Source organism: Streptomyces sp. NPDC054863 (assembly GCF_053610825.1).
The window spans coordinates 26326-51968 of record NZ_JBSGZD010000008.1 but is presented as its reverse complement, the minus strand read 5'-3'; the positions used below and the strand labels follow the sequence as shown (position 1 = coordinate 51968).

Below are 25643 nucleotides of genomic sequence, written 5' to 3'. Positions count from 1 at the left end.
CCGCGTACACCCGTGGAAGGGGAGCCTCCGCGAAAGACCGCGCGACCGCCCGCGTCGCACGGGGCTAGCCGAATTCGGCCACTGCTGTGTCCACGACCTCCGCGAGCCGGGCGTGATGGGCTCCGCGCCAGTACGGGCGGTCGCAGGCCGTGCACTGGGCGAAGACTTCGTAGGAGCGTTCCGTGCCGCCGCGCAGGAGTTCGGCGACCGATTCCTTGGTGGCTTCCTTCAGGTCACCGTTGCAGGCCGTGCAGCGGGTCCACGGGGCGAGGACGGGGGCGAAGCGGCCCAGTACGTCGCGGAGTTGTTCGTCGGGCTGGTCGCTGTAGACGTACGCGCCCGCCCACAGCTCGCGGCGTCGCAGCAGCCCCCGGTCCCGGGACAGCAGGACGCGCCGGTCGCGCGCGGAGTAGGTGGCGAGTGCAGGGTCGCCGACGTCCTCGCTGAAGTACGCGGCGTCGACGCCGAGCAGGCGCAGCCGACGGGCGAGCGTGCCCAGGTGGACGTCGAGGAGGAAGCGGAGCGGGGCGCCGGGGACGGACTGGGGGCGGGTGAAGGACCGGACCTCGATGTGCTCGCCCTCGGCGGGGACGTGCGCGGCGGTGACCGCGCGGCCCTCCACGTACAGTTCGCCCGCCTCGGTCAGGGGCACGCCGAGCGATTCGACGACGTGACCGAGGCTGGAGGCGCCGTCGGTGACGGCGTCCGTGCGGCCGGCGCGGCGTTCGGCGGCGACGAAGAGGTGGAGTTCGGGGGCGAAGGTTATGTGGATCCGGGGTCCGTTCACGGGGCCAGGATGCCATCGGGGGTCCGTGCGGGCACGGGGGTTTCGGCACCCCGGCTCCGGCCCGGCACCGGCCCGGCACCGGTTCGGCATGACGCGGGCGGTGCGGGGGAAGCCGTTCCCGTACGAAGGATCACGATCTCCCGGTGGAGGAAGCATCGCCATGCCCGTCGCCACGTACGCCCTCGTCGCGCTCGACTGCCAGGATCCGCCCGCGCTCGCCGCGTTCTACGCAGGCATCCTGGGCGGTGAGGTCAAGCACAGTCACGAGGAGTGGTGGGTGCTGCACGTGCCCGACGGGCACCGTCTCGCCTTCCAACTGGCCCCCGGCCACCGGCCGCCGGAGTGGCCGGCCGCCGACCACGACTCCCAGCAACTGCACCTGGACTTCAACGTGCCGGACCTGGACGCGGCGGAGGAGCAGGTGCTCGCGCTCGGCGCCAGGCCGCTCGACACCGAGGACCGGAAGCGCATCTTCCGGGTGTACGCGGACCCGGCAGGGCATCCGTTCTGCCTCTGCCGGGAGTGAGTCGTCTTCAGAGCCACCCGTTGCGCCGGAAACTTCGGTGGACCAGGAGGCAGGCCACCGCCATCACGCCCACGATCAGCGGATATCCGAAGGTCCACCGCAATTCCGGCATGTGGTCGAAATTCATTCCGTACACCCCGCACACCATCGTCGGCACCGCGATGATGGCGGCCCAGGCGGTGATCTTCCGCATGTCCTCGTTCTGCGCGACCGTCACCTGCGCGAGGTGGGCCTGGAGTATCGAGTCGAGGAGGTTGTCGAAGGAGGCGATCTGCTCGACGGTACGGGCGAGGTGGTCCGCGACGTCCCGGAAGTACGGGTGGAGGCCCGGCGTGACGGGCGGCATCGGCCGCAGCGGGTCGGCGAGCGTCTGGAGCGGGCGGGTCAGCGGGGTCACCGCGCGCCGCAGCTCCAGGAGTTCGCGCTTGAGCTGGTAGATCCGGCCGGGGTCGACACGCCCGGAGTCCGCGCTGAAGACCGCCGTCTCGACCGCGTCGATGTCGTCCTGCACGGACTCCACCACGGCTTCGTACTCGTCGACGACGTGGTCCGCGATCGCGTGCAGCACGGCGGCGGGGCCCAGCGCCAGCTGCTCCGGCACGTCCTCCAGGGCCTCCCGGATCGGGCCGAGCGACCCCGACCCGCCGCGCCGGGCGGTGATCACGAAGTCGGGTCCCGCGAAGACCGTCAGCTCGCCCGTGTCGACGATCTCGCTCGTCGCGGTCAGCTCCTCGTGCTCGACGTAGCGGACGGTCTTGAACACGGCGAGGAGGGTGTCGTCGTACCGCACCAGCCTGGGGCGCCTGTGACCCCGGTCGGCGTCCTGCACGGCGAGCGGATGCAGCCCGAACAGGGCGGCCAGCTCGTCGAGTTCGGCCTGCGCCGGCTCGTGCAGCCCGATCCAGACGAATGCCTCGCCCTCGCGCTTGCGCACCCGCTCCAGGGCCTCCGCCGCCGAGCAGTCACGGGGTCTGCGCACGCCCTCCTCGAAGACCACGCAGTTCTCGACGGCGCTGCCCAGCGGCGAGCGGGCGGGATGGCTGAGATCCACGGTGCGCCGGACGGAGTCGAGACGCAGCCGGGCGGCCTTGCGCAGGCGGCGCATGCCGCGCTGCAGGGGGAGGTGCTGAGGCAGGTGCTTGAGGGGCATGCGGGGAGTCTGCCCGGCTTCGGCGGGTCGTGCCCACCGGCTTACCGCGCCGTGCCCACCGTCTTACGCAGCTTTGACCAGTCCGGCCCTGACCGCCTCGGCCCATTCCACCAGCAGCTCTTGGTACCGCGCCTCGTCGGCGGCCGACAGCGCGCCGTCGACACGCGACCAGAGTGCGCGGATCTCGGCGTTGACGGCGGCGGCGGACCGCACGGAACCATGGGCATCGGGGGTAGGAGAGGTGAAGGACATGTCGTCAAGCGTAGGCGGTGCCACTGACAATCGCCGTTCCGAGCACCTGAGAATGGCCTGAAAACCGCATGAACGGACGGCATGGGAGAAGCGAAGTGACGGAGGGGGGATCCGGGGCCCTCAGGGCCAGACCAGGCAGTACGCCTGGTGTCCCGCCTCGTGCAGCCGGTGGCTGAAGTCCTGCCATTCGTGCAGCAGTTGGTAGACGTTGAACGCGTCGCTCGGGCCGCCCCTGTCCGGGACCGTCGACCAGATGAACGCCGCCGCCCCCACCGCTTCCTCGCCGACGCCGCGCAGCGGGTCGACGACCGTCATGGGGAGCTTCACCACGGCGTAGTCGGGGTGCAGGACGACCAGTTCCAGCGGAGGGACCTTGTGCAGGGGTATCCCTTGGATGCCGGTGAGGACCATCGCGGCCATCGTCTCCGGCTTGATCTTGGTGAACATGCCGCCCATGCCGAGCTCGTCGCCGCCCAGTTCCTCCGGGCGCATCGAAATGGGCACACGGGCGGCGGTCGCGCCGTTCGGGGCGCCGAAGTACTTGTAGGTCACCCCCACCCGGCCAACCCTGCTCTCCCTGCCCGCTTCCCGTCCGACACCGGCCACCGCGTCCATGTCCGGGGCATCCGCGCGCCCCGCACGCTCACGCCTGCGGTGCCGCCCGCGCCGGGCCCGCTCGGGACCCAGATCGTCGGTCCCCTCACCCAGTCCGCCACCGCGATGCATATCTCCACCCGACCACTCGCGACCCGGGCCGCGCAACCCGATCATCGTCCCAGTGACCTCCCCCGCACCCGTGCGGTGAAACACCTGTCCGCAAGACCGGGCGGGCCTCTGACACCATTGCCGTGTGAGCCTCCCCTATGACGCCCCAGTTTCGCAGACGCTTTTCGACCGCGCGTCCCTCGTGACGCCCGGCGGCGTGAACTCCCCGGTACGGGCCTTCAAGGCCGTGGGCGGTACGCCCCGGTTCATGGTGTCCGGTACCGGTCCGTACCTCACCGACGCCGACGGCCGTGAGTACGTCGACCTCGTGTGCTCGTGGGGGCCGATGATCCTCGGCCACGCCCACCCCGAGGTCGTCGCCGCCGTCCAGGAAGCCGTCGCACGCGGTACGTCCTTCGGCACGCCCGGTGAGGGCGAGGTCGCGCTCGCCGAGGAGATCGTGGACCGGATCGACCCTGTTGAGCAGGTACGACTGGTCTCCAGCGGCACCGAAGCGACGATGTCGGCCATCCGGCTCGCCCGTGGATTCACCGGGCGCGCGAAGGTCATCAAGTTCGCCGGCTGCTACCACGGACACGTGGACGCGCTGCTCGCCGCCGCCGGTTCGGGCCTGGCGACCTTCGCCCTGCCGGACACTCCGGGCGTGACCGGCGCCCAGGCAGGCGACACCATCGTCCTGCCGTACAACGATCTGGACGCGGTGCACGCCGCCTTCCACGCGCACCCCGGCGAGATCGCCTGCGTGATCACCGAGGCGTCGCCCGGCAACATGGGCGTCGTCCCGCCGGGCGAGGGCTTCAACGCGGGCCTGAAAGCGGCCTGCGCGAAGAACGGCGCGCTGTACATCTCCGACGAGGTGATGACCGGTTTCCGTACGAGCAAGGCCGGTTGGTACGGCGTCGACGGGGTGAAGCCGGACCTGATGACCTTCGGCAAGGTCATGGGCGGCGGCTTCCCGGCCGCGGCCTTCGGCGGCCGCAAGGACGTCATGGAGCACCTGGCTCCGGTCGGCCCCGTCTACCAGGCGGGCACGCTCTCCGGCAATCCCGTCGCCACCGCCGCCGGGCTCGCCCAGCTGCGGCTGCTCGACGACGCGGCGTACGAGAAGGTGGACGCGGTGTCGGCCGAGATCCAGGGCCTGATCACCGGCGCGCTGACCAAGGAGGGCGTGGCGCACCGCCTCCAGAACGCGAGCAACATGTTCTCCGTGTTCTTCCACCCGGACGAGGTGCGCGACTACGACGACGCCCGCAAGCAGGAGTCGTTCCGCTTCACCGCGTTCTTCCACTCGATGCTGTCGCAGGGCGTCTACCTGCCGCCGTCCGCCTTCGAGTCGTACTTCGTCTCCACCGCCCACGACGCGCAGGCCGTCGAGCGCATCGCCGCCGCCCTGCCCGCCGCCGCCCGCGCCGCAGCAGAGGCCACCGCATGAGCGCCCCGTTGGGAAGTCCGAGCAAGGACCTGACCGTCGTCCACCTGATGCGGCACGGCGAGGTGCACAACCCGGACGGCGTCCTCTACGGCCGCCGCCCCGGCTACCACCTCTCCGACCTCGGCCGGAAGATGGCCGACCGGGTCTCCGAGCACCTGGAGGGCCGGGACGTCACGCACGTCGCCGCGTCCCCGCTGGAGCGCGCCCAGGAGACCGCGGCGCCGATCGCCACGTCGCACGGCCTGGACCTGGCCACCGACCCCTCGCTGATCGAGGCGGCCAACGTCTTCGAGGGCAAGACCTTCGGCGTCGGCGACGGCGCGCTGCGCAAGCCCGCCAACTGGATCCACCTGACCAACCCGTTCCAGCCGTCCTGGGGTGAGCCGTACATCGAGCAGGTCGTACGCATGATGGGCGCGCTCAACGCGGCCCGTGACGCCGCCCGGGGTCACGAGGCGGTCCTGGTCAGCCATCAACTGCCGATCTGGATCGTGCGGAGCTTCGTCGAGCGCCGCAGGCTGTGGCACGACCCCCGCAAGCGGCAGTGCACGCTGGCCTCGCTGACCACGTTCACGTACCAGGGCGACAAGATCGTTTCCGTTGGCTATTCGGAGCCGGCCAGGGACCTCGTACCGGCGCATCTGCTGGCCGGGGCGAAGCCGGTGAAGGGCAAGGCCAAGGCGTTCGGCGCGTAGTCGGCCGCCCGCGCCCGCCGACCCGTCCGATCCGTCGCACATGCACATGAACTCCGCACGTTCGGCGCGTGATTTCACGAACACTCAGCGAATTATGTGCAATTTGCCGGAACCCTGACGTTCGTCGCGCCCTCTAATCTCATGTCCATCCTGATGGGCCGAAGGCGCGACGAATGCGGATGGGGAATTATGCGGGACATCAGTCGAAGGGGTCTTCTGGGAGCCGGAGCGGCGGGCGCGGCAGCGCTCGGTCTGGCCGCGTGCAAGAGCGGCTCGGAGCCGACCGGCCCCACCGACAAGGGGCAGGGCACGAAGAAGCCCGGTGCGGACGGCACCCCCGCGCCGACCGAGGACGCCAAGCCGATCGGTGACGGTTCGACCGCCGACACCGGCAAGCAGCCGAACCAGCCGGACAAGCCGGTGCCGCTGCAGCCCGGCGAGACCCCGCCGCAATTCGTGATCTTCTCGTGGGACGGCGCGGGCGAGGTCGGCAACGGCCTCTTCCCCCGCTTCCTGAAGCTCGCCAAGGAACACGACGCGGCGATGACCTTCTTCCTCTCCGGGCTCTACCTCCTGCCCGAGACGAAGAAGAACCTCTACAAGCCGCCGAACAACAAGGTCGGCGCGTCCGACATCGGCTACCTCACCGACGAGCACATCAAGATGACGCTGAAGTACGTGCGTCAGGCGTGGCTCGAAGGGCACGAGATCGGCACCCACTTCAACGGGCACTTCTGCTCCGGCCACGGCACGGTCGGCAACTGGACGTCCGCGCAGTGGGAGAGCGAGATCGACCAGGCCATGAAGTTCGTCACCGAGTGGAAGACGATCTCCGGCTGGACCGACCTCGACCCGCTGCCCTTCGACTACAAGAAGGAACTGGTCGGCGGCCGTACGCCCTGCCTGCTCGGCCAGGACAACCTGCTGCCGATCGCCAAGAAGCTGGGCTGGCGCTACGACGCCTCCTCGCCCGGCGGCCGTCAGATGTGGCCCGAGAAGCGCAAGGGCGTCTGGGACCTGCCCCTCCAGCAGATCCCCTTCCCCGGCCGCGGCTTCGAGGTCCTCTCGATGGACTACAACATGCTCGCCAACCAGTCGAAGAACTCCACCAAGGGCATGACCTCGCGCTACCCCGAGTGGAAGAAGCAGGCGACCGGCGCGTACATCAAGGGATTCCAGCGCGCGCACACCACCAACCGCGCCCCCTTCTACGTCGGCAACCACTTCGAGCAGTGGAACGGCGGCATCTACATGGACGCCGTCGAAGACGCGATCAAGCACATAGCCGGTACGAAGGACACCCGCATGGTCTCCTTCAAGCAGTACGTCGACTGGCTCGACGTGCAGGACCCCCAGGTCCTCGCGAAGCTGCGCAGCCTCCAGGTCGGGCAGAAGCCGGCGGGCGGCTGGAACGCCTTCCTGAAGAAGACGGCGTAGCCCGGGCTCGGCCCGTGACGTCCCCTTATAGGCCCTTGGCAAGGGGCTTTGCGGGCACGTAGGGGGGTGCGGAAGATCGATGGAACTGCCATGCGAAACTTTTCACATGAGTCCCGCCCGCGCCCCCCGCCGCCGCTCGGCCCGCACCTCCCGTACCGCGCTCGCGGTCTCCGCAGTGCTCGTCGGCGCACTCGCCCTGTCGGCCTGCGGCGGCGACGGAAGCAAGTCGTCCGGCGGTGGCGGCAGCAACTTCGTCGCCGGCAAGGACCGCATCGACACGGTTCCCAAGGCCGACCGCCAGGCCGCCCCCAAGATCGACGGCAAGACCCTCCAGGGCGAGGACCTCGACGTCGCGTCCCTCAAGGGCAAGGTCGTCGTACTGAACATCTGGGGCTCCTGGTGTCCGCCCTGCCGTGCCGAGGCACCGACCTTCGCGAAGGTCTCCAAGGACCTCAAGAGCAAGGGCGTGGAGTTCGTCGGCATCGACACCCGTGACGACCAGAAGGCCCTGGCGATCCAGTTCGAGAAGGACGCGGGCATCGAATACCCCAGCCTGTACGACCCGGACGGCAAGCTGATGCTGCGCTTCCCCAAGGGCAGCCTCAACCCGCAGGCCATCCCGTCCACGATCGTCATCGACAAGGACGGCAAGGTCGCGGGCCGCTCGCTCGCCGCACTCAACGAGAAGAAGCTCCGCAAGATGATCGACCCGCTGATCGCCGAGAAGTGACCGGCGTGGACGTCACCCTTCTCGCCGCCGACACCGCCCGCTTCGCCGCCGACACCGCCGTTCTCGCCGCCGACACCACCGAGACGGTCCAGTCCGGCGCGCTGCTGCTCGCCCTGCCGATCGCCCTGCTCGCGGGCCTGGTCTCGTTCTTCTCGCCGTGCGTGCTCCCGCTGGTCCCCGGCTACCTGTCGTACGTCACCGGCACCAGCGGCACCGATCTCGCCGAGCAGCGCCGGGGCCGGATGTTCGCCGGGGCGTCGCTCTTCGTCCTCGGCTTCAGTGCGGTGTTCGTCTCGGGTGGCGCGCTCTTCAGCTACTTCGGCTCCACCCTCCAGTCGTACAAGGGCACCACGAACATCGTCCTCGGCATCCTCATGGTGCTGATGGGCCTCTTCTTCATGGGCGCCTTCCCCTTCCTGACCCAGCGCGAGTACCGCTTCCACAAGAAGCCGGTCGCGGGTCTCGTCGGGGCGCCGGTGCTCGGTGTCCTCTTCGGCATCGGCTGGACGCCGTGCCTGGGCCCGACGCTCGGCGTGATCATGGGGCTCTCGATCAACGAGGCCAGCGCGGGGCGCGGCGCACTCCTGACGGCCGTGTACTGCATCGGCCTCGGCGTCCCGTTCATCCTGGCCGCCATCGCCTTCCGCAAGGCGCTCGGCGCGTTCGGCTGGGTGAAGAAGCACTACGTCTGGGTCATGCGCATCGGCGGCATCATGATGATCGTGACCGGGCTCCTGCTCCTCACGGGCCTCTGGGACTCCGCCGTACAGAGCATGCAAAGCTGGTCGAGAAGCTTCCAGGTGGGGATCTAGTTCCATGAGCAAGACACCTTCAGCCCGTCCGGCGTTTGAGGACACCCGGCCGGAGGCCGGGTCCGGGGGCGAAGCCCCCGAACACCAGCCCCCACCGGACGGTGAGCAGGCCTCTTCGGAGGGGCTCTCGACCGCCCCCAAGGACGACCGCGAGGACACCACCCCCCTCCCGCAGGCCTTCGGCCTCATCGGCTGGACCCGCTGGTTCTGGCGCCAGCTGACCTCGATGCGGGTCGCGCTGATCCTCCTCTTCATGCTGTCGCTGGGCGCGATCCCCGGATCGCTGATCCCGCAGCGCAGCGTCGACGAGACGAAGGTCGCCGACTTCTTCAAGGCGCACGAGAAGCTCGCACCGCTCTACGACAAGGTGCAGCTCTTCGACGTCTACAGCTCGGTGTGGTTCTCCGCGATCTACATCCTGCTGTTCATCTCCCTCATCGGCTGCATCGTGCCGCGCACCTGGCAGTTCGTCGGCCAGCTCCGCGGTCGCCCGCCGGGCGCCCCCGGCCGGCTGACGCGCATGCCCGCGTACACGACCTGGCGCACGGACAGCTCCCCCGAGGAGGTCCGTACCCTCGCCCTCGCCCTGATGAAGAAGCGCCGCTTCCGCGCGCACACCGAGGGCAGCGCGGTCACCGCGGAGAAGGGCTACCTCCGCGAGGCCGGCAACCTGATCTTCCACATCGCGCTGATCGTGCTGCTCCTGGCCTTCGCGACCGGCCAGCTCTTCAAGTCCGAGGGCGGCAAGCTGATCACCGAGGGCGGCGGCTTCTCCAACACCCTCACCCAGTACGACGACTTCAAGTCGGGCTCGCTCTTCGACCGCGACCACGACCTGGAGCCGTTCAGCTTCCGCCTCGACAACTTCGTCGGTACGTACGAACGCACGGGCCCGCAGCGCGGCACCCCCCGCGTCTACGAGTCCCACATCACCTACTCCGAGGGCGCCGACGGCGCGACCAAGAAGGCCGTCATCGAGGTCAACACCCCCCTCACGGTCGGCGGCTCCAAGGTCCACATGATCGGCCACGGGTACGCCCCCGTCCTCACCGTCCGCGACGGCAGGGGCAGGACCGTCTTCAGCGGCCCGGCCCCGCTCCTGCCCACCGACGCGAACGTCACCTCCACCGGCGCGGTCAAGGTGATGGACGGCTACCGCGACAAGAACGGCAGGAAGACCCAGCTGGGCTTCACCGCCGTGTTCGTGCCGACCTTCGGCGGCGCGGGCAAGGGCAGCATGTTCTCCAAGTACCCCGGTCTCGACTACCCGGCCCTCGCCCTCACCGGCTATCAGGGCAGCCTCGGCGTCGACGCGGGCCTGCCGCAGAACGTGTACCAGCTCGACACCCGCAAGATGACCCAGTTCAAGAAGCCCGACGGCAGCCCCTTCGCCAAGATGCTCCTGCCCGGCGAGAAGATGGACCTGCCGGACGGGGCGGGCTCGGTCACCTTCGAGAAGGACATCAAGGAGTGGGCGACCTTCCAGGTCTCCCAGCAGCCCGGCAACATGTGGGCCCTCGCGGGCGCCGTCGCGGCCATCCTCGGCCTCGCCGCGTCCCTCTTCATCCAGCGGCGCCGGATCTGGATCCGTGCCGTACCCGGCGACGACGGCATCACGGTCGTCGAGATGGCCGGGCTCGGCCGCAGCGAGTCGGGCCGTCTCCCCGAGGAACTGGCCGCCCTGGCCGGTTCCCTCCACACCCAGGCGCCGACATCCGCGACGCCCCCTCCTGCTGAACCCCCTGTCGAAGGAGCGCGCGCGTGATCCTCGCAGCCGCCGCAGTCACCGAAACGAACGAGAACCTCGCGCAGATCAGCAATGTCCTGGTCTACTCCGCGATGGCGGTCTACACCCTGGCGTTCCTCGCGCACATCGCCGAGTGGACCTTCGGCAGCCGCAGCAAGGTCGGCCGCACGGCCGCCGCGCTGACCCGGCCCGCCGCCGCTCCGGCGGTGACGGTACGGGCCAAGGGCTCGACCGCCGTCCTCGACAAGCCGCAGGTCGTCACCCGCGCCGCAGCCGGAACCCGGGAGTCCGAGGACGGTGCGGGCGCCGCGGGCGGTACGGAGAAGGGCGACCTCTACGGCCGCATCGCCATCTCCCTCACCGCCCTCGGCTTCCTGGTCGCCGCGGCCGGCGTCGTGTGCCGGGCGGTCGCCGTACAGCGCGCCCCCTGGGGCAACATGTACGAGTTCTCCATCACCTTCTCCACGGTCGCGGTCGGCGCCTACCTCGCCTTCCTCCTCACGAAGATGAACGTCCGCTGGATCGGTCTGCCCCTGGTCACCACGGTCCTCCTGGACCTCGGCATCGCCACCAAGTGGCTCTACACCGACAGCGACCAGCTGGTCCCGGCCCTGGACTCGTACTGGCTCTGGATCCACGTCTCCACGGCCATCTTCTGCGGCGCGGTCTTCTACGTCGGCGCCGTCGGCACCCTCGGCTACCTGCTCCGCGACCGCTACGAGGTCCGCGCCGAGCTCGGCGAGAGCGCCGACGTCTTCAAGGCCCACCTGGCGACGCTGCCCGCCGCGGGCGGCTTCGTGATGTTCGTCCGCAAGGCGCGGGTCCCGCTCCGCCGGATCATGGACAGCGCGGTCTCCCGCCTCCCCTCGGCCGCGACGCTCGACAAGTTCTCGTACCGCATCAACGCGGGTGTCTTCCCGCTCTGGACCTTCACGATCGTCGCGGGCGCCATCTGGGCGGGCGACGCGTGGGGCCGCTTCTGGGGCTGGGACCCCAAGGAGGTCTGGTCCTTCGTCACGTGGGTCGCCTACGCCTGCTACCTGCACGCCCGCGCGACGGCGGGATGGAAGGGCCGCAAGGCCGCCTACCTGGCCCTCTTCGCCTTCGCGACCTGGCTGTGGAACTACTACGGCGTGAACATCTTCATCACCGGCAAGCACTCGTACGCGGGCGTCTGACGCCTGGCGTGCAGCCATCCAGCCTGGCCCGGTCGCGTCCCGTACGCGGCCGGGCCAGGCTGTTCCGTATGACGACGGCGACGCCCTCCCTCCCCCACGGCAAGGCCGAACCGCGCCCCGGCGCCTGGTTCCTCCGCTACGAACTGCCGCTGCCGCACCCCCTGGACCACGTCTGGGCGGCGGTCGCCACCCCGGCGGGCCTCGGCCAGTGGCTCGCGGTCCCCGACCCGTGGGACCCGCACCTCGGCTCCCCGACCACCTTCACCTGGCGGTACGCGGGCGCGCGGAGGACCGAGGAGGGCCGCATCACGGCCTGGGACCCGGGCCGGGTGGCGGAGTACACGATGACCGTCAACGGCCGCGCCCGCTTCCACCTGGAACCCAACGGCCCGACAGCCACCGTCCTGCGCTTCACCAACGAGATCCGCGCCCTCGACGAAGCCGACCGCAACAGCCGCCTCGCGGGCTGGCACGTCCACTTCGAGCTCCTGGCGGCGGCCCTCGCAGGCACCCCCTACGACTGGTCGACCTGGTCCCTCGACCGCTACGAGGAACTCCTGGCGGACTACGCGGAACAGGCTTAGGCCCCCAGGTGCCGGAGGCCGCCCTGCGGCACCGGATACGGCGACTCCACCGGCAGCAGCAGTGCCGCGTGGTCCGACCGCCCCTCCCTCACCTGGTCGCCCATGGTGCGCATCAGCGGTGAGACGGTCCGGATCCCGACGATCCACTCGTCCGCGTACCGCTCGACCGCCTCGCCGGACAGGCCGAGCTGGAGCGAGCGGTAGGGGAGCGGCCGGAGTCGGACGTCGCGTTCCGGATCCCATTGGACACGGACCGGGGAGGACCTCAACTCCCGCTTCCAGGCTGCCTGGCCGGGGTGCAGCTTGCGGTCGTAGTGGGAGAGGACCGCGTTCCGCAACGCCCAGTCGAAGCCCTCGCGGCGGATCTCCACGGCCAGTACGACCTCCTGGTCGGGCTTCGACGCCCAGCCGCTGCGGTACGCCATCCACAGGTACGACGGCTTGATCCACGTCATCCGGTCCCGCTTCCAGTTCCACGGGAACTTCCCGTCCCGCACGGCGGGCAGCCCGATCGCGGGCGAGTACGCCTGGTAGACGGTGACGGTCTCTGCGCCGTGCAGCGCACGTATCTGACGCTGTGGTACGTCCTCGGATGGCATGCCGCAGAGCCTGGCGCACGGCGCGGCAATGGGCCAGCGGATATCGGCGGTGCGCAGCAGGGACCGGGGAGGGGGAGGCGGGATCAGGCACCCGTGTACTGCGCCGCGAATTCCTCGCTGGGCGGGACGACCGTGATGACGTCGATCAGTACCCCGTCCGGAGCGGCCACGATGAAGTGCCGCTGCCCGAACTCCTCCGTGCGCAGGGGCAGCAGTTCGAGGAGGCCTGCCTCTGTCACCAGCCGCCGGTGCTCGGCGTCCACGTCGTTCACCTCGAAGTTCAGCAGCAGGCCGCCCGTGAGCGCGGCCCGGTGGCCCTCGGGGAGGGTCGGGTGGGAGTGGTCGAGGAGGGCCAGTTCGTACTGCGGGGCGTCGGGGCGGCGCAGGCTCACGTACCAGTCCGCCTCGAAGGTCACCTCGAACCCGAGGTGGCGGGTGTAGAAGTCGCGGGCGGCGGCCACGTCCCGGGAGGCGAGCACCGGGTAGAAGCCGCCGAGCTTGGTGGTGGAGGCGGTCATGGGAGGAGCCCTTCCGTGTCCATTTCGCATACCTGGGGTATGTGAATCATGGCGTTAGCATACCTCGGGTACGCGAAATGGAAAGGGCGGTGCGCACCATGGCGGTCAACCGGGCGGAACAGCGGGCGGCCACGCGGCAGGCGCTGCTGGCCGAGGGGCGGCGCCGGTTCGCCGCCGACGGGTACCACCAGGTGGTGCTGGCCGAGGTGGCGCAGTCCGCCGGGGTCACCAAGGGGGCCGCCTACCACCACTTCGACAGCAAGGCGGGGCTCTTCCGGGCCGTCGTCGCCGAGGTGCAGGGAGAGCTGGGCGAGCGGGTCGCGACGGAGGCCGAGCGGCACGAGGACCTGTGGGAGCAGCTCAGGGCCGGCTGCCGGGCCTTCCTGGCGGCCGGGACCGACCCGGCCGTACGGCAGATCCTGCTGGTCGACGCGCCGGCCGTGCTCGGCTGGGAAGAGTGGCGGGCCCTGGACGAGGAGTCCTCCGGACGGCACCTCGCGGAGGCCCTGACCGTGCTCGCCGAGGCCGGGACCATCGAAGATCAGCCGGTGGAACCCCTGGCCAGGCTGCTCTCGGGCGCGATGAACGAGGCCGCGCTCTGGATCGCCAGGGGAGGGGACCCGCACGCCGCGGAACAGACCCTCGACCGCCTGCTGGCAGGCCTGCGCACCCGGGGCTGAAGGGCTGACGGGGGGCCTGCGCCCGGCAGGGCCGCTGGAGGCCGGGCGGGTCGGTCAGGGTCCGGGCGGCGTCCGGACCACCCGGACCCGGGCCACCCGGACCCGGACCGGACCACCCGGACCGGACCACCCGGACCCGGAGCGGACCACCCGGACCCGGACCGGGCCGCGCGGAGGTTCCGGCTACTTTCCCGGGTCCTTGGGGTCGTCCGTCTCCGGACCGTCCTCGCCGCGCGGCTTCAGTTCTTCCTCGCGGCGGCGCAGGTCCGCCTCCCAGTCCTTGAGGAGCGACTCGTCCGTCTTGTTCTCGTCCTTCTTCTGCTCGTCCTTGATGGACTTCAGGAACTCGGGGTTGTCGTCGGGGGCGACCCACTGGGTGCGCCTGCCCCGGTACCGGTCGGAGGGGCCGCCGCCGCCCTGGACGGCGTGCCGGTTCTTGCCCGCCACGAGCCACACGATCGGGCCAACGACCCAGAACAGCAGGATGATGAAGACCCAGGCGACCTTCGGCAGGTGCTTGGTCTCTTCCTCGGGGGTGTTCAGGCAGTCGATGAACGCGTAGATCGTCAGCGCCAGCGGCAGGATGAACATCAGTGCCCTGAGCATGGAGTGGCTTCCCCCTGGGAGCGTAAGCAGCGTCAGAGGAGCCGTACTGGCGGCCCCGGTGAGGGCCCAAGGGTAGTCGGTGTCCGATACTGGACGGCATGGCTTACGACGATCTTCGCTCGTTCCTCCGTGCTCTGGAGCGCGAGGGCGACCTCAAGCGCATCAAGGCGGAAGTCGACCCTTACCTGGAAGTAGGGGAGATCGTCGACCGCGTGAACAAAGCGGGCGGCCCGGCCCTCCTCTTCGAGAAGGTGAAGGGGTCCTCGATGCCCCTCGCGATGAACGTCTTCGGGACGGACCGCCGCCTCCTCAAGGCGCTCGGCCTGAAGTCGTACGACGAGATCAGCGCGCAGATCGGCGGTCTGCTGAAGCCGGAGCTGCCGCAGGGCTTCATGGGAGTGAAGGACGCCTTCGCGAAGCTGGGCTCCGTCGCCCACGTACCGCCGAAGAAGATCAAGGACGCGCCGGTCCAGGAGGTCGTCCTGACCGGCGACGACGTGGACCTCGACAAGCTCCCGGCGCTCTTCACCTGGCCCGAGGACGGCGGTTCCTTCTTCAACCTGGGGCTGACCCACACCAAGGACCCCGAGTCCGGGATCCGCAATCTGGGTCTCTACCGCCTCCAGCGCCACGACAAGCGCACCATCGGCATGCACTGGCAGATCCACAAGGACAGCCGCAACCACTACCAGGTCGCGGCCAGGAGGGGCGAGCGGCTGCCGGTCGCCATCGCCTTCGGCGCCCCGCCCGCCGTGACGTACGCGTCCACCGCCCCGCTGCCCGGCGACATCGACGAGTACCTCTTCGCCGGTTTCCTCCAGGGCAGGCGCGTCGAGATGGTCGACTGCAAAACCGTTCCACTCCAGGTCCCCGCGCACGCCGAGGTCGTACTCGAAGGCTGGCTGGAGCCCGGGAAGATGCTCCCCGAGGGCCCCTTCGGCGACCACACCGGCTTCTACACGCCGCAGGAGGACTTCCCCGCGCTGACGATCGACACGATCACCATGCGCAGGCGCCCGCTGCTCCAGTCGATCGTCGTCGGCCGCCCGCCGACGGAGGACGGGCCGCTGGGCCGGGCGACGGAGAGCTTCTTCCTGCCGCTCCTCAAGATCATCGTGCCGGACATCGTGGACTACCACCTCCCCGAGGCGGGCGGCTTCCACAACTGCATCATCGTGTCGATCGACAAGAAGTACCCGAAGCACGCGCAGAAGGTGATGTCGGCGATCTGGGGCGCGCACATGCTGTCCCTGGAGAAGCTGATCGTGGTCGTCGACTCCGACTGCGACGTACGGAACTACCACGAGGTCGCCTGGCGGGCCTTCGGGAACGTCGACTACTCCCGCGACCTCACCGTCGTCGAGGGCCCGGTCGACCACCTCGACCACGCCTCGTACCAGCAGTACTGGGGCGGCAAGGCGGGCGTCGACGCCACGAAGAAGCTGCCCGAGGAGGGCTACACCCGGGACGGCGGCTGGCCGAACATGGTCGAGTCGGACCCGGCGACGGCGGCCAAAGTGGACCGCCGCTGGAAGGAATACGGACTGTGAGCAGCGCCGCAGCAGCAATCCCGCAGCCGCAGCCCGGCAAGGTCAGGGCGTTCCTCAACCTCGTGCTCATCGAGCACTCGGTCTTCGCGCTGCCCTTCGCCTACATCGCCGCCCTCACGGCCATGTTCCAGCTGGACAAGAACATCCACTGGGGCAAGCTCCTCCTGGTGACCCTCGCGATGGTCGGTCTGCGGACCTTCGCCATGGCGGCGAACCGGATCATCGACCGCGAGATCGACGCCCGCAACCCGCGCACCGCGAACCGCGAGATCGTCACGGGCGCGGTCAGCGTGAAGTCCGCCTGGACCGGCGCGGGCATCGCCCTCGTCGTCTTCCTCGGCGCGGCGGCGCTGCTCAACCCGCTCTGCCTGGCCCTGGCCCCCGTCGCCGTGATCCCGATGGTGGTCTACCCCTACGGCAAGCGCTTCACGAACTTCCCGCACGCCATCCTCGGCCTGGCCCAGGCGATGGGCCCGGTCGGTGCCTGGCTCGCCGTCACCGGCACCTGGTCGGGCGACGCGGTCGTACTCGGCGTCGCCGTCGGCATCTGGATCGGCGGCTTCGACCTGATCTTCGGCGCACAGGACGTCCAGGCCGACCGCGCGCACGGCGTGAAGTCGGTCCCGGCCCGCTTCGGCATCCCGGCGGCCCTGCACGGGGCCCGCGTCTGCCACGTGATCACCACGGCCCTGCTGGTCTGGTACGGGGTGCGCACGGACGCCGGGCTCTTCTTCTGGGCCGGCATGGTGATCGTCGCGGCGGCCTTCGTGTACGAGCACCGAATCGTCCGCCCGCACGACCTGTCCCGTCTGAACAGGGCGTTCTTCCAGGTCAACGGTTTCATCGGGATCGCGCTCTTCGTGTGCGCACTGCTCGACCTGCTGGTCCGGGGCCTGACCGTCTGACTCACCTTGCCGGGTCGGTGCGATCCGGCCCCCGATAAGCTCCGCCCATGACTGAGCCCGCCGTGGAACGTAGCCGAATCCCCTGGGTGGTAGGGGTGTCGGGCGCCTCCGGAACTCCGTACGCCGCCGCCGTGCTGCGCGGTCTGCTCGCCGCGGGGGAGGACGTCGACCTCGTCGTCAGCCGGGCGTCACGGCTGACGATCCTCGACGAGACGGGCATCGCGTACCGCGACAGCCACTGGCGCGAGGACCTCGCGACCTGGCTGGGCAGGGGCGCCGACGGCAAGCCGGACACCTTCCAGGACCTGGACCTGTCCGGCGTGCGGCACTGGAGCGCGGGCGATCTCGCCGCCGGCCCGTCCTCGGGCTCGTACGCGGTGAAGGGCATGCTCATCGTCCCGGCCTCGACGGCGAGTGTCGCCGGAGTGGCGCTGGGACTGTCGAAGGACCTGCTGCAGCGGGCCGCGAGCGTGACGCTCAAGGAGCGGCGGAAGCTGGTGGTGGCGGTGCGCGAGACACCGCTGAACGGGCAGACGCTGAAGCATCTGGTGACGCTGGACGAGGCGGGCGCCGTGGTGCTGCCCGCCTCTCCTGCGTTCTATGCGGGTGCGACGCACATCCAGGATCTGGTGGACTTCGTCGCGGGGCGGGTGCTCGACGCGGCAGGAGTGCCGCACGGCTTGTACCGCCGGTGGGAGGGAGAGCTCAACAGAGGCTCCCGCAACCCGTAGATCGGTGGAAGGGGTGGAGGTCAGCCCTGCTTGGAGCGCTTCAGACGGGCCTTGAGGCCGCGCACGGTGGCGGCGGAGGCGGAGGGCTTGTGAGCACGCGAGCGGTTGGCCAGTTCCTGAAGCTCGCGCATACGGGCGTAGGCCATCTCGGACGTGTACACGGTGGGTCACTCTCCTGGGAGCTACAAGGTCAGAACCGGATGTTCTGAAAGTTTTTCTTGGATCTGGTGAAAGATCTACAGGGGATTCAGTCCCTGTGCCTTAGATTCTATACGTAAACTCGCGGTATCGCTGAACAATGGAAGGCTTCAGGCATATGGACGCCGTGGACAGGCAGCTCATCCAGGCCCTTCGGGAGAACGGCAGGGCCTCGTACGCCGAGCTGGGACGCCTCGTCGGCCTCTCGGGCCCGAGCGTCACCGACCGCATCAACCGCCTCGAATCGGCGGGTGTCATCACCGGCTACCGCGCCACCGTCGACGCCAAGTCGCTCGGCCTCGGCGTCACCGCCCTCATCGGCATCTCGCTCTCCGACGCCGCCGACCACGAGGACGTGGCCCGCAGGCTGAAGGACCTGGAGGAGATCGAGGACTGCTGGTTCATCGCGGGCGACGACTCGTACATGCTCAAGATCCGCGCGGGCGACGTGGACGGTCTGGAACGCACCATCCGCCGCCTCAGCGGCACCCGCGGCGTCTCCCGCACCCGCACCACCATCGTGCTCTCCACCAAGTGGGAGAACCGGGTCGGGGGACTGCCGGAAGAGGTGTAGGCGTACGGTTGGTGGAGGGTTTTTTGTACGTACGAAGACATGGGAGGCGGCCGGGTATGGACGCGGGACTCAAGCGCGAACTGGAGCAGAAGGTCCGGGCCGGGGAGCGGCTGAGCCGCGAGGACGGCATCGCGCTCTACGAGTCGGACGACCTGGCCTGGCTGGGCGGTCTCGCCCACGAGGTGCGCATGCGCAAGAACGGTGACGTCGTCCACTTCAACGTCAACCGTCACCTCAACATGACGAACGTGTGCACCGCGTCCTGCGCCTACTGCTCGTTCCAGCGCAAGCCGGGCGAGAAGGACGCGTACACGATGCGCATCGAGGAGGCCGTCCGCCTCGCCAAGGCGATGGAGAACGAGAACCTCACCGAACTCCACATCGTCAACGGCCTGCACCCGACCCTCCCGTGGCGCTACTACCCGCGCTCCCTCTCCGCCCTCAAGGAAGCCCTCCCGCAGGTCTCCCTCAAGGCGTTCACGGCCACCGAGATCCACCACTTCGAGACGATCTCGGGCCTCTCCGCCTCCGAGATCCTCGACGAGCTGATCGAGGCGGGACTGGAGTCCCTCACCGGCGGCGGCGCCGAGATCTTCGACTGGGAGGTGAGGCAGCACATCGTCGACCACAACACCCACTGGGAGGACTGGTCGCGGATCCACCGCCTCGCCCACGAGAAGGGCCTCAAGACCCCGGCCACGATGCTGTACGGCCACATCGAGGAGCCCCGCCACCGCGTCGACCACGTCCTGCGCCTGCGCGAGATGCAGGACGAGACGAACGGCTTCCAGGTCTTCATCCCGCTGCGCTACCAGCACGACTTCGTGGACATGAAGGACGGCAAGGTCCGCAACAAGCTCCAGGCGCGGACGACCATGGCGACCGGCGCCGAGGCGCTCAAGACCTTCGCTGTCTCCCGCCTGCTCTTCGACAACGTCCCGCACGTCAAGGTCTTCTGGGTCATGCACGGCGTGCAGACCGCCCAGCTCGCCCTCCAGCACGGCGCGGACGACATGGACGGCTCGGTCGTCGAGTACAAGATCACGCACGACGCGGACGACTACGGCACCCCGAACAAGCTCGGCCGCGAAGACCTCCTGGAGCTCATCCGCGACGCCGGCTTCCGCCCGGTCGAGCGGAACACGCGCTACGAGATCATCAAGGAGTACGAGGGCCCGGACGCGGCCCGCCGCGAGAGCCCGCAGGCGATGCGCGTCTGACCACCCCCGACCCGATCATTTTGGGCCTGTGCTTGACTGGACAGTGCCCCCATAAGGTCACCGCTGAGAAGAAGGTCCTGCCGTGAGCACGAAGGCCGTGAGCACCAAGAACGCCACGCTCCGCTACTCCGCCATGCGCCTGGGCGTTTTCGCCGCCTGCTTCGCGGTGATCTGGGGCCTGGTCAGCCTGCGCGTACTGCCGTCCGGCCTCGGCGGCGTCTCGAACGTCATGTGGGTGCTGCTCCTCGCCATCGTCGTCTCGGCGCCGCTCAGCTTCGTGCTGCTCCGCAAGCAGCGCGACGAGATGTCCGAGCGGATCGTGGCCAAGGTCGACGAGACGAAGTCCCGCCTGGAAGCCAACCGCAAGCAGGAGGACCTCGCGTAGGGCCTTCACGCCTTCACGCCTCCACGCGACGGCGGTGTAAGCCGCATCACATTCGACGGCGCCCCGGTAGCCGAGCCACTGGCTCAACTACCGGGGCGCCGCCCGTTTTTCATCCCGCCACTGCCGTGCCTGCTCAGCACCCGCCCCACCCTGCCCCAAAGAAAACCTTTGATGTTCTCAAAGTACAAGTGTTAACGTGTTCGACATGACGACATCCGCCGCGCCTCGCAACCCCATGAGCGTTCCGCTCGTGGCGCGCCTCGATGTCGATCTCTGCCGCCGTGTCTCGGCCGCGTGTCGCCGCTCCGTCTGAAGCTCTGAAGCTCTCAGCCAGCGACCCTCTTCTCCCCTCTCCTGCCTTCCGCAGCTTCCTTCACCGGAGTGTGTCCGTGTCCGCGTCCCCCGCGCAGAAGTCTCCCGCGCAGAAGGCCGAGCAGACTGATCAGCAGTCCGCGAAGCCCAAGAAGAAGAACCCCATATCGAAGATCCCGTTCTGGGCGCAGATCCTCGGCGGTCTCGTCCTGGGTGCGCTCCTCGGCTGGCTGGCCCAGAGCCAGGACATCGGCTGGCTGGCCACCACCCTCGACACCGTCGGTGACCTCTTCGTCCAGTTGCTGAAGCTGGCCGTCGCCCCGCTGGTCTTCTTCGCGATCCTCGTCTCGATCACCAACCTCCGCCAGGTGCAGAACGCGGCCAGGCTGGCCACCCGCACCCTGCTCTGGTTCATGATCACCTCGCTGATCGCGGTCGCGATCGGCCTGGTCATCGGCCTGCTCACCAACCCGGGCGCCGGTACAGGACTCACCGAGGCCGACGGCGCGAAGCCCAAGAACGCGGGCTCCTGGATCGACTTCCTCACCGGGATCATCCCGACGGACATCATCACGCCGTTCAAGGACCTGGAAGTCCTCCAGATCGTCTTCCTGGCCGTCGTCGCGGGCATCGCGGCCCTCGCCCTCGGCGAAAAGGCCAAGCCGATCCTGACCCTCTCCAACTCGGTCCTGGAGCTGCTCCAGAAGGCCCTGTGGTGGGTCATCCGCCTCGCCCCGATCGGCACCGTCGGCCTCATCGGCCACGCCATCGCGGAGTACGGCTGGGACCTGATCGGCAAGTACGCGACCTTCACGATCGACATCTACGTCGGTTGCGCCCTGGTCCTCTTCGGCGTCTACCCGCTGCTCCTGGCCACGGTCGCCAAGGTCAGCCCGATCCAGTTCTTCAAGGGCGCCTGGCCGGCCATCCAGCTGGCCTTCGTCTCCCGCTCCTCGGTCGGCACGATGCCGGTCACCCAGCGGGTCACCGAGCGCCTGGGCGTCCCGAAGGCCTATGCGTCCTTCGCCGTCCCCTTCGGCTCCACCACCAAGATGGACGGTTGCGCCGCGATCTACCCGGCGCTGGCCGCGATCTTCATCGCGCAGATCTTCGACGTGCAACTGGGCATCAAGGAGTACATCCTGATCGCCTTCGTCTCGGTGATCGGCTCGGCCGCCACGGCAGGCCTCACCGGCGCGACGGTCATGCTGACCCTGACCCTCTCCACCCTGGGCCTGCCCCTGGAGGGCGTCGGTCTCCTGATGGCGATCGACCCGATCCTGGACATGATGCGCACCGCGACGAACGTCGCGGGCCAGGTCGTGGTTCCGGTGATCGTCTCGGCCCGCGAGAAGATCCTCGACCACGACGCGTACAACTCGGCGTCGTCGTCCCCGCTGGACGACTACGAGTCGAAGCCGGACGCGGACGTCGTCGCGGACGCGGACGTCGAGTCGTCCAAGGAACGCGTGCCGGTCCCCGCGTAAGCACCGCCTGCACCACCCGCACCACCTGCACCACCTGCACCACCCACGGAAGGGCCCCGGCCGAGCACCTCGGCCGGGGCCCTTCGCGTCTGCCGGTTCCCGTCGTGGGGGCGGGCGGTGCCTCGCAGGCGCCGTAGGCTTGCGGGGACCGGGGTGGCATATGCGGTGGGGCGAAGGGGACAGGACCATGGCGGGGGCGGACCGGGGTACGGCAAAGGTCAAGCGGATGCCGCGTGCCGTGCGGGAGCGGCAGATGGTGGACGCTGCCGTGCAGAGTTTCGCCAGGCTCGGGTACCGGGCCGCTTCGATGGATCAGATCGCCGAGGTGGCGGGGGTGTCCAAGCCGCTGGTGTATCTGTATCTGAACTCGAAGGACGAGCTGTTCACCGCCTGCATACGGCGCGAATCCAAGGCCCTCGTCGAGGCCGTGCAGGCCGGGGTGGCGGTCGATGCCCCGGCCGACCGCCAGCTCTGGGAGGGGCTCACCGCGTTCTTCACGCACACCGCGGAGCATCCCGACGGCTGGTCCGTCCTGCATCACCAGGCGCGTACGCACGGCGAGCCGTTCGCCGCCGAGGTCGCCGCGATGCGCGAGGAGATCACCGCCTTCGTGACGCATCTGATCGGCGACGCCGCCCGCGAGGCCCGCGGCAACCCGGACCTCCCGGACCGCGAGGTCGCCGGCCTCGCCCAGGCCCTGGTCGGCGCGGCCGAGTCCCTCGCGGACTGGGCGAACGACACCCCGGGCGTCTGTGCCAGGGAAGCCGCCGCCACCCTCATGAACTTCGCCTGGGCGGGTCTGGGGAACCTCATGCAGGGCGACAGCTGGACCCCACCGCCCCAGCACCGCTGATCCGCGCTGTGCGGGCTGCTGGGCGCAGGGCGGCGGGTCTGCGTCGTGCGGGCTGCTGGGCGCAGGGCGGCGGGTCTGCGTCGTGCGGGCTGCTGGGCGCAGGCAGGGTAGCGGGTGCGCGTCGTGCGGGCTGCCTGGTGCAGGGTGGCGGGTCCGCGTCGTGCGGGTGCGTCGTGGCGGGTCGCGCCCACGCGGCGGAGCCGCATGTCCCGTACAGCCCCGCGCCCCTGAATGCGGCCCCGACGCGCAGCCGCGGACGCACAAGCCGCCGCCGCTACTCCTCCCCCTCCTCCCGCACCGTGATCGCCGACACCGGGCAGGCCCTCGCCGCCTCCTTCACCAGCGGGCTTCCGCCCCCGTCCGCCATCCCCGGCAGCAACTCCGAGATTCCGTCGTCGTCCTGCGTGAAGACGGTCGGTGCGGTCATGACGCACTGTCCGGCCCCGATGCAGACGTCCGTGTCGATCGCGATGCTCATACGAGAACCCACCTCAGCCTCTCCTCTCCTCATGCCGACCTCACCACGCCACCGGCAGCTCGACCATGCCCTGGATCGTGTCCCCCGGCTTGCACGGGATCTCCGCCGCCGGCACCGCCAGCCGAAGCCCCGGCAGCCGCGCGAACAGCGTGCTCAGCGCGATCTCCATCTCCGCCCGCGCAAGGTTCTGCCCCAGGCACTGGTGGATCCCGAACCCGAACGCCAAGTGCCGTTCCCCGCGCGTCACGTCCAGCTCGTCCGGCGCCTCGTACACCGCCGGGTCCCGGTTGATCAGCGACGTCGACAGGATCACCGCTTCCCCGGCCCTGATCGTCACCCCGCCGATCTCGATGTCCTCCAGCGCCAGCCGCGACATCCCGTCCGCGATCGACAGGTACCGCAGCAGTTCCTCGCAGGCGGCGGGCACACCGTCCGGGTTCTCCCGGAACCTGGCGAGCTGCTCCGGGTGTTCCAGCAGCGTGTACACCCCGAGCGAGATCATGTTCGCGGTCGTCTCGTGCCCCGCGATGAGCAGGATCCCCGCGAGGCTGACCAGTTCGTCCGTGTCCTCGAACACGGCGACCATGTCGTCGAGCAGCCCGACCGGCAGTCCGCTCTCCCGGGCTCGTTTCCGCTCAACCAGATCGTAGAAATAGGCGTCCAACGCGTCCCGCGCCGCCTCGACCTCCTTCCGTCCCTCCCCCCGCAGCAACTGCCGCGTCTGGCCCTCGAAGAAGTCGTGGTCCTCGTACGGCACCCCGAGCAGCGCACAGATGACGATCGAGGGCACCGGCAGCGCGAACGCACTCACCAGGTCGGCCGTCGCCTCCGGCTGCGCCTCCATCGCGTCGAGCAGCCGGTCCACGGTCTCCTGGATCGCGGGCCGCAGCCCCGCCGTCCGCTTCAGCGTGAAGCCGGGGATCAACTTCCGCCGCTGTACGTTGTGTTCGGGATCGTCGACCCCGAGCAGCTCCACGCGTCGCCGCTCGATTCCCTCCAGCCGCCGCTGGAACACGGGGAACTCCGGCCGTTCCCGGTTCGACGACAGCCGCTGGTCGGCGAGCAGCGACCGCGCCTCCGCGAGCCCGCTGACCATCCACACCTCGGTCCCGTCGTAGATCTCGACCCGGGTGACGGGCTGCCCCGAGGCGCGCACCGGGTCGTAGCCGGGCGGAGGGGCGTACGGACAGGTGCGGTTCTGCGGGAAGACGACGGGTGTCTTGGTCACATGCGACTCAGTCATGGACTACCTCACAGGGAAATGGAGGGACCTCTACCGATCACTTCCCACTAGATGCCCGAGGCATCTACACGTCTACGCAATGTTCGGCCAAAGGGGTAACCCTCATGCCCTCAGCGGCGGGCGTACGAGACGAAGTCCGCCCACGCGGTGGGGGAGACGCCGAACACGGGGCTGGCGTCGGAGAGTTTGGAGTCACGGACGTGGATGGTGGTGGGGTGGGCGGCGATTTCGATGCATTGGCCGCCTTCGCCGCTGCTGTAGCTCGACTTCCGCCAGTCGAAGGCGACTTCGAGGCACGCGCCGCCTTCGCCATCGCTGTAGCTGCTCTTGAACCAGTCGAGTCGAACGCTGTTCATCGCTCTCCAAGTAGCTTCTCGATGATGGCCCGGGATTCGTCGGGGTCACGCGCCAGTGTCCGCATGATCGCATAGCGGTCTGCGTAGAGGCGGACCTCTTCTCTGTCGATCATCAACCGTGGGTGGCCGTAGGTCTCGGTGTAGGCCACCTGTGGGCGCCCCTTTGGCGTCAGCAGGATGAACGAGCCGCCCAGGCTTGGGTGTTCAGTAACACTGTGCAGCATGACCTGGATCTCCACGGTGCGCATTCTGCTCAGCTTCAGTAGGTGCGTCAGCTGCGTCCGGTGCACATCCGGGCCGCCGATCGGCCGTGTGAGCACCGACTCCTCGATGATGAAGCTTCCGCTTGGTGCGGGCCACTTCTCAAAGATCTTCTGCCGGTCCAAGCGGTCCGCCACGCGCTTCTCGATGGTCTCCTCGCTCAGCAAGGGCCTGCGATCGGTGAACACGGCTCGTGCGTAGCTCTCGGTCTGGAGCAGGCCCGGCACGGCCATGGTGCTGTAGTCGAAGATCTCGACGCTCTGGGCCTCCAGATTGGCGTAGTTGCGGAACCAGTCCGGGTGCCGGGTCCGATTCTTCTTCAGCGCCTCGATCACATCCGGGATGGCCGCCTTGAACGTCCCGTGCGCGCCCAGCGCATCGTCCACCACGTCCAAGAACTCCGGCTGCGGCGTCCGTACGCCCCGCTCGATCGCCGAGATCAGGTCCGCGCCGAAGTTGACCATGGTCGCCAACTCCGTCTGCTTCAGGCCCCGATACTCCCGCAACGCCTTGATCTGCTTGCCGAGCGCGCTGAACAGATGCGCGGTGCCGTCCTCCTGGGAAGGGGTCTCGGGGGTCGCTTCCTGCTCCGGCTTCTGCATCACTCGGTGCCGCCTTCTGAGTCACGTCC

The 25643-nt window shown here is 69.2% G+C and carries 30 protein-coding genes; 18 read left to right on the top strand and 12 right to left on the bottom strand.

Annotation, left to right across the window (positions count from 1 at the left end):
• Positions 1 to 64 precede the first annotated feature (64 nt).
• Entirely contained in the window at positions 65 to 787 is a 723-nt protein-coding gene (locus ACWGIG_RS03465) for a Mut7-C RNAse domain-containing protein (protein WP_453319809.1), read from the bottom strand.
• Positions 788 to 947: 160 nt separating this feature from the next.
• Between ACWGIG_RS03465 and ACWGIG_RS03460 the strand changes: the two genes are divergently transcribed.
• The gene (locus tag ACWGIG_RS03460) at positions 948 to 1313 is read left to right on the top strand and encodes a VOC family protein (protein WP_453319808.1); all 366 of its coding nucleotides are present in this window, start codon (positions 948 to 950) and stop codon (positions 1311 to 1313) included.
• Between the two features lie 7 nt (positions 1314 to 1320).
• Here the strand turns inward: ACWGIG_RS03460 and ACWGIG_RS03455 are convergent, their stop codons facing one another.
• The 3 genes from ACWGIG_RS03455 to ACWGIG_RS03445 all read right to left on the bottom strand — a co-directional run bounded on the left by ACWGIG_RS03455 (position 1321) and on the right by ACWGIG_RS03445 (position 3441).
• Positions 1321 to 2463 (bottom strand): magnesium and cobalt transport protein CorA, encoded by a 1143-nt coding sequence (locus tag ACWGIG_RS03455; RefSeq protein WP_453319807.1) that lies wholly within the window; start codon positions 2461 to 2463, stop codon positions 1321 to 1323.
• A 63-nt stretch (positions 2464 to 2526) separates the two neighbouring features.
• Positions 2527 to 2715 (bottom strand): hypothetical protein, encoded by a 189-nt coding sequence (locus tag ACWGIG_RS03450; protein ID WP_453319806.1) that lies wholly within the window; start codon positions 2713 to 2715, stop codon positions 2527 to 2529.
• 120 nt (positions 2716 to 2835) lie between these two features.
• Positions 2836 to 3441 carry a hypothetical protein gene (locus ACWGIG_RS03445; RefSeq protein WP_453319805.1) on the bottom strand — a complete coding sequence of 202 codons (606 nt, stop codon included), beginning with the start codon at positions 3439 to 3441 and terminating at the stop codon, positions 2836 to 2838.
• A gap of 124 nt (positions 3442 to 3565) precedes the next feature.
• On the opposite strand from ACWGIG_RS03445, the gene hemL reads away from it, so the two are divergent.
• The 8 genes from hemL (at position 3566) to ACWGIG_RS03405 (ending at position 12056) form a co-directional block, all read left to right on the top strand.
• Entirely contained in the window at positions 3566 to 4873 is a 1308-nt protein-coding gene (gene hemL, locus ACWGIG_RS03440; RefSeq protein WP_453319804.1) for a glutamate-1-semialdehyde 2,1-aminomutase, read from the top strand.
• Complete coding sequence (locus tag ACWGIG_RS03435) at positions 4870 to 5568, top strand: histidine phosphatase family protein (protein ID WP_453319803.1); 699 nt, start codon at positions 4870 to 4872, stop codon at positions 5566 to 5568. Before hemL ends, ACWGIG_RS03435 begins: the two co-directional genes overlap by 4 nt.
• Before the next feature lie 189 nt (positions 5569 to 5757).
• Positions 5758 to 7005 carry a twin-arginine translocation signal domain-containing protein gene (locus ACWGIG_RS03430; protein WP_453319802.1) on the top strand — a complete coding sequence of 416 codons (1248 nt, stop codon included), beginning with the start codon at positions 5758 to 5760 and terminating at the stop codon, positions 7003 to 7005.
• Between the two features lie 106 nt (positions 7006 to 7111).
• Positions 7112 to 7735, top strand: coding sequence for a TlpA family protein disulfide reductase (locus tag ACWGIG_RS03425; protein WP_453319801.1), 624 nt, complete (start codon positions 7112 to 7114; stop codon positions 7733 to 7735).
• 101 nt (positions 7736 to 7836) lie between these two features.
• The gene (locus tag ACWGIG_RS03420; RefSeq protein WP_453319832.1) at positions 7837 to 8547 is read left to right on the top strand and encodes a cytochrome c biogenesis CcdA family protein; all 711 of its coding nucleotides are present in this window, start codon (positions 7837 to 7839) and stop codon (positions 8545 to 8547) included.
• A gap of 4 nt (positions 8548 to 8551) precedes the next feature.
• Positions 8552 to 10312, top strand: coding sequence for a cytochrome c biogenesis protein ResB (resB, locus tag ACWGIG_RS03415; RefSeq protein WP_453319800.1), 1761 nt, complete (start codon positions 8552 to 8554; stop codon positions 10310 to 10312).
• Positions 10309 to 11472, top strand: coding sequence for a c-type cytochrome biogenesis protein CcsB (ccsB, locus tag ACWGIG_RS03410; RefSeq protein WP_453319799.1), 1164 nt, complete (start codon positions 10309 to 10311; stop codon positions 11470 to 11472). The genes resB and ccsB overlap by 4 nt, the downstream gene beginning before the upstream one ends.
• Positions 11473 to 11540: 68 nt before the next feature.
• Positions 11541 to 12056, top strand: coding sequence for an SRPBCC domain-containing protein (locus ACWGIG_RS03405; protein ID WP_453319798.1), 516 nt, complete (start codon positions 11541 to 11543; stop codon positions 12054 to 12056).
• Here ACWGIG_RS03405 and ACWGIG_RS03400 read toward each other — a convergent pair.
• Both ACWGIG_RS03400 and ACWGIG_RS03395 read right to left on the bottom strand, forming a co-directional pair.
• Complete coding sequence (locus tag ACWGIG_RS03400) at positions 12053 to 12655, bottom strand: DUF4291 domain-containing protein (RefSeq protein ID WP_453319797.1); 603 nt, start codon at positions 12653 to 12655, stop codon at positions 12053 to 12055. The genes ACWGIG_RS03405 and ACWGIG_RS03400 overlap by 4 nt on opposite strands.
• Before the next feature lie 83 nt (positions 12656 to 12738).
• The gene (locus ACWGIG_RS03395) at positions 12739 to 13173 is read right to left on the bottom strand and encodes a VOC family protein (protein WP_453319796.1); all 435 of its coding nucleotides are present in this window, start codon (positions 13171 to 13173) and stop codon (positions 12739 to 12741) included.
• A gap of 98 nt (positions 13174 to 13271) precedes the next feature.
• On the opposite strand from ACWGIG_RS03395, the gene ACWGIG_RS03390 reads away from it, so the two are divergent.
• Complete coding sequence (locus ACWGIG_RS03390; RefSeq protein WP_453319831.1) at positions 13272 to 13853, top strand: TetR/AcrR family transcriptional regulator; 582 nt, start codon at positions 13272 to 13274, stop codon at positions 13851 to 13853.
• Between the two features lie 183 nt (positions 13854 to 14036).
• On the opposite strand, the gene ACWGIG_RS03385 is transcribed toward ACWGIG_RS03390, so the two are convergent.
• Positions 14037 to 14459 carry a PLD nuclease N-terminal domain-containing protein gene (locus tag ACWGIG_RS03385; protein WP_453319795.1) on the bottom strand — a complete coding sequence of 141 codons (423 nt, stop codon included), beginning with the start codon at positions 14457 to 14459 and terminating at the stop codon, positions 14037 to 14039.
• A 98-nt stretch (positions 14460 to 14557) separates the two neighbouring features.
• Between ACWGIG_RS03385 and ACWGIG_RS03380 the strand changes: the two genes are divergently transcribed.
• The 3 genes from ACWGIG_RS03380 to ACWGIG_RS03370 are packed head-to-tail and all read left to right on the top strand — an operon-like array spanning position 14558 to position 17645.
• Positions 14558 to 16009 (top strand): menaquinone biosynthesis decarboxylase, encoded by a 1452-nt coding sequence (locus ACWGIG_RS03380; protein ID WP_453319794.1) that lies wholly within the window; start codon positions 14558 to 14560, stop codon positions 16007 to 16009.
• Entirely contained in the window at positions 16006 to 16914 is a 909-nt protein-coding gene (mqnP, locus tag ACWGIG_RS03375) for a menaquinone biosynthesis prenyltransferase MqnP (protein ID WP_453319793.1), read from the top strand. Before ACWGIG_RS03380 ends, mqnP begins: the two co-directional genes overlap by 4 nt.
• A gap of 47 nt (positions 16915 to 16961) precedes the next feature.
• The gene (locus ACWGIG_RS03370) at positions 16962 to 17645 is read left to right on the top strand and encodes a UbiX family flavin prenyltransferase (RefSeq protein ID WP_453319792.1); all 684 of its coding nucleotides are present in this window, start codon (positions 16962 to 16964) and stop codon (positions 17643 to 17645) included.
• A gap of 20 nt (positions 17646 to 17665) precedes the next feature.
• Here the strand turns inward: ACWGIG_RS03370 and ACWGIG_RS03365 are convergent, their stop codons facing one another.
• Complete coding sequence (locus ACWGIG_RS03365) at positions 17666 to 17806, bottom strand: hypothetical protein (RefSeq protein WP_453319834.1); 141 nt, start codon at positions 17804 to 17806, stop codon at positions 17666 to 17668.
• Positions 17807 to 17961: 155 nt separating this feature from the next.
• Here ACWGIG_RS03365 and ACWGIG_RS03360 point away from each other — a divergent pair, with 155 nt between their 5' ends.
• The 5 genes from ACWGIG_RS03360 (at position 17962) to ACWGIG_RS03340 (ending at position 22674) form a co-directional block, all read left to right on the top strand.
• Positions 17962 to 18417, top strand: coding sequence for an Lrp/AsnC family transcriptional regulator (locus ACWGIG_RS03360; RefSeq protein WP_453319830.1), 456 nt, complete (start codon positions 17962 to 17964; stop codon positions 18415 to 18417).
• Between the two features lie 56 nt (positions 18418 to 18473).
• The gene (gene mqnE, locus ACWGIG_RS03355; RefSeq protein ID WP_453319791.1) at positions 18474 to 19637 is read left to right on the top strand and encodes an aminofutalosine synthase MqnE; all 1164 of its coding nucleotides are present in this window, start codon (positions 18474 to 18476) and stop codon (positions 19635 to 19637) included.
• Between the two features lie 82 nt (positions 19638 to 19719).
• Positions 19720 to 20022 (top strand): DUF4229 domain-containing protein, encoded by a 303-nt coding sequence (locus ACWGIG_RS03350; protein ID WP_453319790.1) that lies wholly within the window; start codon positions 19720 to 19722, stop codon positions 20020 to 20022.
• Positions 20023 to 20498: 476 nt separating this feature from the next.
• A complete protein-coding gene (locus tag ACWGIG_RS03345; protein WP_453319829.1) occupies positions 20499 to 21821 on the top strand; it encodes a dicarboxylate/amino acid:cation symporter in 1323 nt (440 codons plus the stop codon).
• A 187-nt stretch (positions 21822 to 22008) separates the two neighbouring features.
• Positions 22009 to 22674, top strand: coding sequence for a TetR/AcrR family transcriptional regulator (locus ACWGIG_RS03340; RefSeq protein WP_453319789.1), 666 nt, complete (start codon positions 22009 to 22011; stop codon positions 22672 to 22674).
• 274 nt (positions 22675 to 22948) lie between these two features.
• On the opposite strand, the gene ACWGIG_RS03335 is transcribed toward ACWGIG_RS03340, so the two are convergent.
• The 4 genes from ACWGIG_RS03335 to ACWGIG_RS03320 all read right to left on the bottom strand — a co-directional run bounded on the left by ACWGIG_RS03335 (position 22949) and on the right by ACWGIG_RS03320 (position 25614).
• On the bottom strand, positions 22949 to 23152 hold the full coding sequence (locus tag ACWGIG_RS03335) for a ferredoxin (RefSeq protein WP_453319788.1): 204 nt from the start codon (positions 23150 to 23152) through the stop codon (positions 22949 to 22951).
• 40 nt (positions 23153 to 23192) lie between these two features.
• A complete protein-coding gene (locus ACWGIG_RS03330; RefSeq protein WP_453319787.1) occupies positions 23193 to 24395 on the bottom strand; it encodes a cytochrome P450 in 1203 nt (400 codons plus the stop codon).
• 110 nt (positions 24396 to 24505) lie between these two features.
• Positions 24506 to 24751, bottom strand: coding sequence for a DUF397 domain-containing protein (locus ACWGIG_RS03325; protein WP_453319786.1), 246 nt, complete (start codon positions 24749 to 24751; stop codon positions 24506 to 24508).
• Complete coding sequence (locus tag ACWGIG_RS03320) at positions 24748 to 25614, bottom strand: helix-turn-helix domain-containing protein (RefSeq protein WP_453319785.1); 867 nt, start codon at positions 25612 to 25614, stop codon at positions 24748 to 24750. The genes ACWGIG_RS03325 and ACWGIG_RS03320 overlap by 4 nt, the downstream gene beginning before the upstream one ends.
• Between the last annotated feature and the right edge of the window lie 29 nt (positions 25615 to 25643).